Below are 11,289 nucleotides of genomic sequence, written 5' to 3' on the forward strand. Positions count from 1 at the left end.
TGCCAACAGGGGACCTGGCTGCCTCGGGGCGAAAACTGACGGCTTGGCGGGTGACGGGGCGATAGTTGCGACGAAATTACGTTGGGTATTCAGCGGGACTGGTGTCATAGAAGTGGCTTCGTCTCAGGGAGTGGAGGTCATAAACCGGCCGACGAAACAAGGCGTGTTGATAGATTTACGCCAAATCGCCTACGTCCATGTGTGGAGAAATCGTAGGAAATTGCTCCGGCGAGATGTATGACATTTTGCGTCCAGCCACTCCGGGCGTGCCGCTGCTGCACACCCGTTGACTCCCAGACAGATCAGTACTTGCAGGCAGCGGTTATTCAGGCCGCAGAATCAGCACCCCCAACGGTGGCAGATTCAGCGTCAACGACACCGGTTGCCCATGGCGCGGCGCATCCTGGGTAAACACTTCGCCACCATTGCCATAGTTCGAACCGGCATAGGTGTCGGCATCGGTGTTGATGACCTCGCTCCAGCGCCCGGCAAATGGCACGCCCACCGCGTACGCCTCCCGCGGCACCGGGGTGAAGTTGGCCACCACCAGCACCGGCTTGCCGTCCTTGCTCCAACGCAGCCAGGCGTAGACGCTGTTGATCGCATCGTCGCCGATCAGCCACTGAAAGCCTTGGGGCGCATCGTCCTGTTCGTGCAGCGCCGGTTCCTCGCGGTACAGGCGGTTCAAGTCGCCCACCAGTTTCTGCACGCCCTTGTGTTCGGCGTATTGCAGCAGGTACCAGTCCAGTTGCTGGTCGTGGTTCCACTCGCGCCACTGGCCAAATTCGCAGCCCATAAACAGCAATTTCTTACCGGGGTGCATCCACATGAATGCCAAGTACGCACGCAGGTTGGCGAACTTCTGCCAACGGTCGCCGGGCATCTTGTCGATCAACGAGTGTTTGCCGTGCACCACTTCGTCGTGGGAAATCGGCAGGATGAAGCGCTCGGACCAGGCATACACCAGGCCAAAACTCAGCTCGTTGTGATGGTGGGCGCGGTACACCGGGTCTTGCTGGATGTAGTGCAGCGAATCGTGCATCCAGCCCATGTTCCATTTGTAGTTGAAGCCCAGGCCGCCCTGATCGGTCGGCTGGCTCACGCCCGGCCAGGCCGTGGACTCTTCGGCGATCACCAGTGCACCCGGCGCTTCCTGAGCGACCACATCGTTCAAGTGCCGCAAAAAGTCGATGGCTTCGAGGTTCTCCCGGCCACCATGGCGGTTGGGCACCCACTCGCCGGCCTTGCGCGAATAATCGCGGTACAGCATCGACGCCACGGCATCCACCCGCAGGCCGTCCACATGGAAGTGCTTCAGCCAGTGCAGCGCCGAGGCCAGCATAAAACCATGCACTTCGGTGCGGCCGAGGTTGTAGATCAGCGTGTCCCAGTCCTGGTGGAAGCCTTCCAGCGGGTTGGCGTATTCGTACAGCGCGGTGCCATCAAATTGCGCCAGGCCGTGGGTGTCGGTGGGAAAATGCGCCGGCACCCAGTCGAGGATCACGCCGATGTCGGCCTGATGCAGGGCGTTGACGAAGTAAGCGAAATCTTCCGGCGAACCGAAGCGCGCCGTCGGCGCAAATTGTGACAGCGCCTGGTAACCCCACGAACCGCCGAACGGGTGCTCCATGATCGGCATCAGTTCGATATGGGTGAAGCCCAGTTGCTGCACGTAGGGGATCAAGCGCTCGGCCAGCTCACGCCAGCCGTACTGGCGGGCGACTTCGCCGGCCTCGTCCAGCTCGCACTGCCAGGAGCCCACGTGCAGTTCGTAGATCGACAGCGGCGCCGTGGTCTTGTGCTTGTCGAGGCGTGATTGCATCCAGTCGTGGTCTTGCCAGTCCACCTGCAACGGCGCGGCGACTTTCGACGCGGTGTCGGGCGGCAGTTGCGTGGCCAGCGCACAGGGGTCGGCCTTCAGCGGCAAGATGCCATTGGCACCGAGAATTTCGTACTTGTAGGCCGCGCCCGGTTGCAGGCGTGGGATAAAGATCTCCCACACGCCGGATGGATGCCGCAGGCGCATCGGATGACGCCGACCGTCCCAGATATTGAAATCGCCGACCACCGACACCCGCCGAGCATTCGGTGCCCACACGGCAAAACGCACGCCGTGCACGCCCTCCACCGTGGTCACTTGCGCACCAAGGCAGCTGCTGAGGTCGCGGTGGTTGCCTTCGGCAAACAGGTACAGGTCCATTTCCCCCAGCAACAACTGGCTGAAGCTGTAGGGGTCTTCGGTGATCTGCTCGCCACCGGCCCACTGGATCTTCAGCAGGTACGCCTGGCGAGTGGTGAAATGCCCGACAAACAAGCCCGGCACCTGGGTGGCGTCCAGGCTGCCGAGCGGCTCGCCGTTGTCGCGCGCCAGCACCTGGACGCTCAGCGCCTCGGGCAGGAACGCGCGGATAAACTGGCCGCCCTGTTCGTCATCGTGCGGCCCCAGGATCGAGAACGGGTCCGGGTGCTCGGCGCGCACCAGCGCTTCGATATCGTTGGCTGCTGGTAATGCAGTCAACTTGGGCTGCAGCGGTTCTTTATGTGTAAAGCTCATGACGTCTCCCCACCGCGTGCAGTTTTCGATATAGGTTCAAGCCCGCTCAACAAACGGTGCAGCCCTTGCAGGGGCACCGGTAGCCAGCTGGGGCGGTTTTCCGCTTCGTACGCCACTTCATACGCGGCCTTCTCCAGGCTGAACAACGTCAGCGCGGCGTCCTGGCCTTTGGCTTCCTGCCAGTCATGCGCCAGTGTAGACGTAGCTGCCTGATAAGCCTGGATAAATGCCTGGCGTGCATCATTCAGGTAACGATCAGTGACGCGTTGACGCGCCTGCTCGGCTTCGGGCGAGTGATCCAACCCTTGCCCATTCAAGGCCAGCGCCGCGGCGTAATCAAACGAACGCAGCACGCCACTCACATCTTTATACGGGCTGTGCTTGGCGCGTCGTTCATGCAGCGGCCGCGCCGGTTCGCCTTCAAAATCGATCAAGTAAGCATCACCCTTCACCACCAACACCTGGCCCAGGTGCAAGTCACCGTGGACGCGAATGCGCAGCCCGCCCAACGTGGCTTTCGCCAGGGCCTGGACATGCCTGGCGATGGCTTTTTTCTGCGCCAGCAACTCAGTGACCCACACTTGATCCGCAGGGTTCAACTGAGGTTGGTGATGACTGAGCAATTGCAGGGCGCGGTCGATCTGCGCACCAATATCCCTGGCCCAGGCTTGGGTGTCTTTGGCGCGCGTGACTTCGGGCTTGAAGTCAGGATCAGCCGTATCCGCGCCCAACGCCCCATGCATTTCCCCCAGGCGCTGGCCCAGCAGCCCGGCGAAATCCTTCAGCTCGCCGAGGGCGTTGTAGTGTTGTTCCTGCTCGGAGATGGCCCCGGCCAATTCATCACGGATCGCCCGTTCCAGGCTGTTCTGGGTCCAGGCCCAGGCATCGCCCTGATTGCTCAGGTAACCCTGGGCAATCATCAGCAGGTTGTCCTGCCCTACCCCGTCGCGGCGGATCACCGCGCCCAGCAGCGGCGAAATATTCGGGTAACCGGCGGCGGTCAGGTAAGCGCTCATTTCCAGTTCCGGGTGCACCCCGCTGGCGACCTTGCGGATCAGCTTGAGCACCAGGCTTTCACCCACCACCACCGAGCTGTTGGACTGTTCGGCCGACAGGTAGCGCACCGGCGCGTCGTCCGTCAGTTGCAGCTTGGCCAGGTGGGGCGTGGCGTCAAATCGCAGCTCGCCTTCGCTGGAAGGCAGCCGCGTGCCGGCCTGCAAGCCCTGAATCACCCCACGAATAAAATGCTCAAGGCTGAACGCATCGGTCACCAGCCCCACCTGGTGCGCACGCCGCACACGGGCCAGGGCCAGTTGCTGGGGCAAGGCGCTGGTGAGTTGGTCTTCCGCGAGGAAGCCGAACGGCAGCTGGTAACGGCTGACCTGGCCGGCGCTGGTCACCTCGATTTCGCTGAGCAATACCGGGTGCTGCGGGTCGCCGAAACGCACACCGTAGGCGATATGCACGCTGTCGATGGCGACATCCTTGGCCGCGAACCAGCGCCGCTTGGGCAGCCAGGCGGGCAGCGCGGTCTGTTCCAGGGTCGCGCGACACGCTGGCTCCAGCAGCTCTTCCAGGCGTTGTTTCAGCACCAGGGTGGTGAAGTCCGGCATGCTCTGCCCGGGTTCCACATGCCAGCTGGGCATCTGGTTTTCCGGCGCCAGCACGAACCAATAGAAACCGTAGGGCGCCAGGGTCAGCAGGAAGTGCAACTGGCCGATGGGCGGAAAGGCATTACCCCCGAGCATCTCCACGGGCACCATCCCGGCATACGCCGACAGGTCCAGCTCGGCCGCCTGGGCGCTGCGCGACACGTTGGCCACACACAGAATGATTTCCGTGCGGCCGTCTTCCCCGGTGAACTCGCGGGTGTACGCGAGGATGCGGCGGTTGGCGGGCGACAGCATGTTCAAGCGCCCCCGGCCAAACGCCTTGGATTGCTTGCGCACCGCCAGCATGCGCCGGGTCCAGTTGAGCAACGAATGGGGGTCCTGGGCCTGGGTTTCGACGTTCACCGACGGATAGCCGTATTGCGGGTCCATGATCGGCGGCAACACCAGGCTCGCCGGGTCGGCGCGGGAGAAGCCGCCATTGCGGTCGATGGACCACTGCATCGGTGTGCGCACGCCGTCGCGGTCGCCGAGGTAGATGTTGTCGCCCATGCCGATTTCATCGCCGTAATACAGGGTCGGCGTGCCGGGCATCGACAGCAGCAGGCTGTTGAGCAGTTCGATGCGTCGGCGGTCGCGCTCCATCAGCGGCGCGAGGCGGCGGCGAATGCCCAGGTTGATGCGGGCGCGGCGGTCGGCGGCGTAGTAGTTCCACAGGTAGTCGCGCTCTTTGTCGGTGACCATCTCGAGAGTCAGTTCATCGTGGTTGCGCAGGAATATCGCCCACTGGCAATTGGCGGGGATCTGCGGGGTCTGGCGCAGAATATCGGTGATGGGAAAGCGATCTTCCTGGGCCAGGGCCATGTACATGCGCGGCATCAGCGGGAAGTGGAAGGCCATGTGGCATTCGTCGCCGTCATCGCCCCTTGGGTCGCCGAAGTAGAGTTGCGTGTCTTCTGGCCATTGGTTGGCCTCGGCCAGCAACATGCGGTCGGGATAATGGGCATCGATCTCGGCGCGGATCTGCTTGAGGACCGCGTGGGTTTGCGGCAGGTTTTCGTTGTTCGTGCCGTCGCGTTCGATCAGGTAGGGAATGGCGTCCAGGCGCAGGCCGTCGATGCCCATGTCGAGCCAGTAGCGCATCACCGACAGCACGGCCTTCATCACTTGCGGGTTATCGAAGTTGAGGTCTGGCTGGTGCGAGTAGAAACGGTGCCAGAAGTATTGGCCGGCCACCGGGTCCCAGGTCCAGTTGGACTTCTCGGTGTCGAGGAAAATGATGCGGGTACCGGCGTACTTCTGGTCGTCATCGGACCACACGTAGAAGTCCCGCGCCGCCGAACCGGGCTTGGCCTTGCGGGCGCGCTGGAACCACGGGTGCTGGTCACTGGTGTGGTTGATGACCAACTCGGTGATGACCCGCAGCCCGCGCTTGTGGGCCTCGGCAATAAAACGCTTGGCGTCGGCCAGGGTACCGTAGTCGCTGTGTACGCCGCGGTATTCGGCGATGTCGTAGCCGTCATCGCGCCGTGGCGAGGGGTAGAACGGCAACAGCCACAGGGTGTTCACACCGAGGTCGGCGATGTAGTCGAGCTTGGCGATCAGCCCGGGAAAGTCGCCGATACCGTCGTTGTTGGCATCGAAAAAGGATTTGACGTGAACCTGGTAGATCACCGCGTCCTTGTACCAGAGCGGGTCCTGGGTGAAGGGGGATGGGCTGGGTTTCTTCGCCATTGGAAACTCCTGAAAATGCTTGCAAAACCACCTGCAGAAACTCGGTCAATGTGGGAGCTGGCTTGCCTGCGATAGCGTTCCTTCAGCCAATACTGCTGGTGCTGACAAACCGCTATCGCAGGCAAGCCAGCTCCCACATTTTTTTGATCTCCACAGGGCTTAAAAGAGGGTGATGCGCCATATGCCAAACGGCATCTGCGGCTCCAGCCGCATCCACTGGGTCTTGCCATACCAGGTCCAGCGATGGCCGTTCATCAAGTCTTCACCCTGGGTCTGCGCATCGTCCGGCAAGCCCAATTCCCACAACGGCAATTCAAAACTCGCTTCCTGGGCGTTGTAGGGGTCAAGGTTCACCGCGACGAGGATAAAGTTGCTGCCATCCTCACTGCGCTTGCCGAAGTACAGGATGTTGTCGTTCCAGGCGTTGTAGAGCTTCAGCCCAAGGTGCGTCTGCAACGCCGGGTTTTGCCGGCGAATGCGATTGAGCTGGGCGATCTCGGCGATGATATTGCCCGGCGCCGTGAAATCCCTGACGCGGATCTCGTACTTCTCCGAATCCAGGTATTCCTCTTTGCCCGGCACCGACGCGGCTTCACACAACTCGAACCCCGAATACATGCCCCACAGGCCCGAGCCCATGGTGGCCAGCGCGGCACGGATCAAGAAGCCCGGCCGGCCGGATTCGTGCAGGAAAGCGGGATTGATATCCGGCGTATTGACGAAAAAGTTCGGGCGAAAGCATTCGCGCCACGGCGACTCATTCAGTTGGCTGAAGTATTCGCTCAGCTCGGCCTTGGTGTTGCGCCAGGTGAAATAGGTGTAGCTCTGGGAGTAACCAACCTTACCCAGGCGCGCCATCATCGCTGGCGTGGTAAAGGCTTCGGCGAGAAAGATCACCTCTGGATGCTTGGCGCGCACATCGCTAATCAGCCATTGCCAGAACGGCAGCGGCTTGGTGTGGGGGTTGTCGACACGAAAGGTCTTCACGCCCTCGGTCACCCAGCCCAGCACGATGTCGCGCAACTCGATCCACAGACCGGGGATGGCATCCGCCGCATAGAAATCTACGTTGACGATATCCTGGTATTTTTTCGGCGGGTTCTCCGCGTACTTGATCGTGCCGTCCGGGCGCCAGTTGAACCAGCCGGGGTGTTGTTTGAGCCACGGATGGTCCTGGGAGCACTGGATGGCGAAGTCCAGGGCGATTTCCAGGCCGTGCTCGGCGGCGGCCTTGACCAGGCGCCGGAAGTCATCGCGGCTGCCCAATTGCGGGTGGATCGCCTCATGCCCGCCCTCCTCGCTGCCGATGGCGTAGGGGCTGCCCGGATCATCGGGGCCGGCGGTCAGGGCATTGTTGCGCCCCTTGCGATGGCTGCGGCCGATGGGATGGATCGGCGGGAAGTACAGCACGTCGAAGCCCATGTCATGGATCATCGCCAGCCGCGAGTGCACATCATTGAACGTGCCGTGGCGCGCGGGATCGTCGGTGATCGAGCGGGGAAACAGCTCGTACCAGCTGGCAAATTGCGCCGCCTGGCGCTCGACGTCGATCGGGTAGACGGTGCTGATGCTCAGGTAGGCGCGGTGATCGGCCTGGGTCATCAGGTGTGCACTGTCTTCGTGCAGGAACAGCGCGACCTGCTCGGTTTCCAGCAGGCCGGACAGTTCGTGGTGCAACACCATCAGCCGGTCGCGCAACGCGTTGTCACTGCGCTCCGCCGCTTGCAGCACCAGGCTGCGGCCTTCCTGCAACTCCAGGCTGACCGGCACCCCGGCCTCGTGTTTCTTGCGCAATTCGTAGCAGAAGCTGGCAAACGTATCGACCCAGGCTTCGATGCAGTATTCATGGGGCCCTTGATGGGTGACGGTAAACGCGCCTTCCCAGCCATTGTTGCCCACATCGCTCATCACCACGCTGTGCCAGCTTTCGTCGTGCAGCGGCCGCCAGCGAATCAGCACAGCGAGTTTGTCGTGGCCGTCAGCGAACACCTTGCTGGTGACGTTGACACGCTGCCCCACCACGGCCTTGACGGCAAATTCGCCGCCGTCGATCACCGGCATGGTGCTTTCAATCGCGATCCTGGGCAGTAACAGTGCCTGGGACAGCGGTAATGCGGATGCATTGGGAACCAGTGTTTCAGCAGTCATCGAGCATCTTCCCCTTACGCCCAGTGGACGCTCTTTGCTTGATCCGGGTTCTGATACGCCAGCGCTCTCCCTGAGAGCAACCGTCATAGGTCCGAGCCTGTGCCCGCGTGAAAAGTTCAGGTGGATGTGCTGCCGCCGGGCAGGGAATCAATCCCTCCAGCCCGCTGTCCACCGATAGAGCAAAGCACAAAGGAGGCCACACTGATGAATATCCCTATCCCGGCTGAAACCCCGGACCCGAATATCGACAACCCGACCCTGCCGCCCACCGAGCCGCAACCGATTCCAGAGCAGGAGCCACCTGAAAAACTGCCCCCTGCGGTGGAGGAACCGCCGCAAACCCAGCCACCGGTGATCGTCTGACTATCGGGCCAGCCTGCCGGATCGCCCGTCACTGGCCCTCATTCGATGAAGCTGCTCACTACATAACAAACTGAAACAGCCTACAAAACCAACAAACATTTACCCACCTCAAGCCCAGAACCCGGTTTTTATACTCGCTGGTGTAAGCGCCCCTTTTCGGTCCATGAACGGAGTGTTTACCCCATTCATCGCGAGGAAACCCTGATGTCAACTATTCAGCCGCAGCACACGCCTCCTCCCCTCAAGGCCCCACCGTCGCACACCCCCAGTGCACAACAATCGAACCCAGGCAATGAGCGCATGAACAATCTGCTCAAGTCTGGCCCGGATTGGTCCAAGCCCGCCAAGGCTCCAGACCCGGCGCCGTCAGCCAACAATGCAACGCCCCAAGAAAACCCCAATGATCTGGCCCCCATGTTGACCCGGGAGAACATCAAGCAGCTCATGCGCAACCCCGACTCGCCCGAGTCCAAGGCGCTGATGGAAAAAACACGTGCCCGCCTCACCCCGGAAAAAATCCAGGCCATGGTGCAAGGCCCGAAGGGCGAAGCAAACGCTCAAACGCTGAAGGCCATCGGCAAGCATTTGAACAATGACGAGATCGATTCTGACCTGGCCGAAACCAAGAAGCAGATGGTCGAGGAAAAAACCAAAGAGCTCTCGCGTCGCAATTTCGAGATGCTCACCCAGGCGTTTGACGGCGGCAGCATTGAAAGCTTCGTCGGCAACATCAAGCGATTGGAGGACGACAGAGCCGCCATGCAAAAACAGTTCTCCGCCGCCAACAACGCCGCCAAAGGCCTGGGCGATATCGGCAGTTCGTTGACTGAGGACAACGTCAACAAAATGCGACGCGATCCCGGCAAAACCTACAGCTACAACAGCACAAGCGAGTCCACCCTGGATGCGCCCAGCGAAATCCGGGACTTTACAGCGAATGACAAGCTGGACCTGCGGGGCATTCAAAAGCAGTTGAATAAGCCTTTGCAGGTGGTCGACAACTTCTCGGGCGCAAGCGGGGAAGTCAAAATTGACTACTCACAGAGCACCAAGACAAGCGTGGTATCGGTTTCCGGCGAGCCGGGCAAGCCGCCCCTGGTGGTGAAGGTGTTTGGTGAAGTGCGCCGGGAGAACCTGATGACATAAGGGCAACGCAACAACATCGGGCGCCCACGCAGACTGAGTCGGCGATTTCATTGATCTGTATCAGCACGCCTAAGACCCAGCTGCACCCCAGGCGCCACGGGGTGCAGCACATTGACGCAGCTCGCCCTTCCAAACCCATCTGATCTGCTTTTTATCGACATACCTGAGTCTGTTATGCAAACAGACCGTCGCGCATAGTTCCCCTGCCTGATGGAGGCTGATGAGCGAACGACCATGAGCGAAAGAATCCCCGTCCGAACCGTGGAAACCTTTGAGCCGATACACCCAAAGAAGGTGAAGGCCAAATCCAGCGACAACCTGATCCACACCCGTAGTTTCACCGGCCTGTTCCGCACCTTGCGCTTGAGCGGTGCAGGTTTTCTGTTCCTGGCCTTTTTCGGCACCGTGTGGCTGAACTGGGGCGGTCGCCAAGCCGTGCTGTGGGACTTGGCTGAAAGCAAATTCCATATTTTTGGTGCGACGTTCTGGCCGCAGGACTTCATCCTGCTCTCGGCGCTGCTCATCATCTGCGCCTTCGGCCTGTTTGCGATCACCGTATTTGCCGGGCGCGTATGGTGTGGCTACACCTGCCCACAAAGCTCGTTCACCTGGCTGTTCATGTGGTGCGAAAAAGTCACCGAAGGCGAACGCAACCAGCGCATCAAACTGCAAGCCGCGCCCTGGAGCCCGAACAAACTGGCGCGGCGCGCGGCCAAGCACACGTTGTGGCTGGGCATCAGTGTGCTCACGGGCCTGACATTTGTCGGCTACTTCACACCGATCCGCCCGCTGGCCGCCGAACTGCTGACCTGGCAAATGGGCGGTGTGAGCCTGTTCTGGGTGCTGTTTTTCACCGGTGCCACCTACATCAATGCGGGCTGGCTGCGTGAAGCGGTGTGCATGCACATGTGCCCGTATGCACGCTTCCAGAGCGTGATGTTCGACAAGGACACCCTGACCATTTCCTACGACGCCGCCCGTGGCGAACACCGCGGCCCACGCAAACGCGAGGTGAAACCCGCGGACGTCGGCCTGGGCGACTGCATTGACTGCCACCTGTGCGTGCAGGTCTGCCCCACCGGCATCGACATCCGCGATGGCTTGCAAATGGAGTGCATCGGCTGCGCGGCGTGCATCGACGCCTGTGATTCGATCATGGACAAGATGGGCTACGCCCGTGGCCTGGTCAGCTATACCTCCGAGCATCAACTGCAAGGTGGCAAGACCCATCTGCTCAGGCCACGCCTGATCGGCTACAGTGCCGTGCTGCTGGTGATGATCGCCGCGCTGGTGGTGGCGTTGATCGAACGGCCGATGGTCTCGCTGGATGTGACCAAGGACCGGGGCATGTTCCGCGAGAACGCCCAGGGCTTGATCGAAAACATCTACAGCCTCAAGGTCATCAACAAGACCCAGCAACGCCAGGACTACCGCCTGGAGCTGGTGGACGCCGATGGCTTCCAGTTGCAAGGCAAGACCGAGATCAGCCTGGCGCCAGGCGAAATCAGCGACGTGCCGGTGTCGGTGGCGTTGCTGGCGGACAAGCCGGCGAGCAGCTCGCAGACCTTGCGCTTCAAGGTCACCGATGTGGATGAACCGTGGGTCTACAGTGCTGCGGACAGCCGCTTCGTGGCGCCACTGAACCGCTGATAGCTATCTGAATAGGTGAAGATTCAAATGTGGGAGCGGGCTTGCTCGCGAAGGCGGTGGGTCAGTACCGGAGGAGTTGGCTGA

The 11,289-nt window shown here is 61.2% G+C and carries 6 protein-coding genes; 3 read left to right on the top strand and 3 right to left on the bottom strand.

Features of this window, described 5'->3' with window-relative positions; genetic code table 11:
• Positions 1-322 precede the first annotated feature (322 nt).
• The 3 genes from glgB to NUV89_RS12135 all read right to left on the bottom strand — a co-directional run bounded on the left by glgB (position 323) and on the right by NUV89_RS12135 (position 8,046).
• Positions 323-2,554: a 1,4-alpha-glucan branching protein GlgB gene (gene glgB / locus NUV89_RS12125; RefSeq protein ID WP_257781496.1), complete on the bottom strand. Its 2,232-nt coding sequence runs from the start codon at positions 2,552-2,554 to the stop codon at positions 323-325.
• Positions 2,551-5,898 carry a maltose alpha-D-glucosyltransferase gene (gene treS / locus NUV89_RS12130; RefSeq protein ID WP_257781497.1) on the bottom strand — a complete coding sequence of 1,116 codons (3,348 nt, stop codon included), beginning with the start codon at positions 5,896-5,898 and terminating at the stop codon, positions 2,551-2,553. The genes glgB and treS overlap by 4 nt, the downstream gene beginning before the upstream one ends.
• Before the next feature lie 159 nt (positions 5,899-6,057).
• Positions 6,058-8,046, bottom strand: a complete 1,989-nt coding sequence (locus tag NUV89_RS12135; protein WP_257781498.1) for an alpha-1,4-glucan--maltose-1-phosphate maltosyltransferase — start codon at positions 8,044-8,046, stop codon at positions 6,058-6,060.
• Positions 8,047-8,250: 204 nt separating this feature from the next.
• Here NUV89_RS12135 and NUV89_RS12140 point away from each other — a divergent pair, with 204 nt between their 5' ends.
• The 3 genes from NUV89_RS12140 (at position 8,251) to ccoG (ending at position 11,205) form a co-directional block, all read left to right on the top strand.
• On the top strand, positions 8,251-8,409 hold the full coding sequence (locus tag NUV89_RS12140) for a hypothetical protein (protein ID WP_257781499.1): 159 nt from the start codon (positions 8,251-8,253) through the stop codon (positions 8,407-8,409).
• Positions 8,410-8,709: 300 nt separating this feature from the next.
• Positions 8,710-9,555, top strand: coding sequence for a M10 family metallopeptidase C-terminal domain-containing protein (locus tag NUV89_RS12145; protein WP_257781500.1), 846 nt, complete (start codon positions 8,710-8,712; stop codon positions 9,553-9,555).
• 234 nt (positions 9,556-9,789) lie between these two features.
• The gene (ccoG, locus tag NUV89_RS12150; protein ID WP_257781501.1) at positions 9,790-11,205 is read left to right on the top strand and encodes a cytochrome c oxidase accessory protein CcoG; all 1,416 of its coding nucleotides are present in this window, start codon (positions 9,790-9,792) and stop codon (positions 11,203-11,205) included.
• The last annotated feature ends 84 nt before the right edge of the window (positions 11,206-11,289 follow it).

This window comes from Pseudomonas sp. 18.1.10 (genome assembly GCF_024655625.1).
GTDB lineage: Bacteria > Pseudomonadota > Gammaproteobacteria > Pseudomonadales > Pseudomonadaceae > Aquipseudomonas.

Bases quoted from the DNA above. Each gene is read 5' to 3' on its own strand.
- glgB (WP_257781496.1), bottom strand. From the start codon at position 2,554: ATGAGCTTTACACATAAAGAACCGCTGCAGCCCAAGTTGACTGCATTA.
- treS (WP_257781497.1), bottom strand. From the start codon at position 5,898: ATGGCGAAGAAACCCAGCCCATCCCCCTTCACCCAGGACCCGCTCTGG.
- NUV89_RS12135 (WP_257781498.1), bottom strand. From the start codon at position 8,046: ATGACTGCTGAAACACTGGTTCCCAATGCATCCGCATTACCGCTGTCC.
- NUV89_RS12140 (WP_257781499.1), top strand. From the start codon at position 8,251: ATGAATATCCCTATCCCGGCTGAAACCCCGGACCCGAATATCGACAAC.
- NUV89_RS12145 (WP_257781500.1), top strand. From the start codon at position 8,710: ATGAACAATCTGCTCAAGTCTGGCCCGGATTGGTCCAAGCCCGCCAAG.
- ccoG (WP_257781501.1), top strand. From the start codon at position 9,790: ATGAGCGAAAGAATCCCCGTCCGAACCGTGGAAACCTTTGAGCCGATA.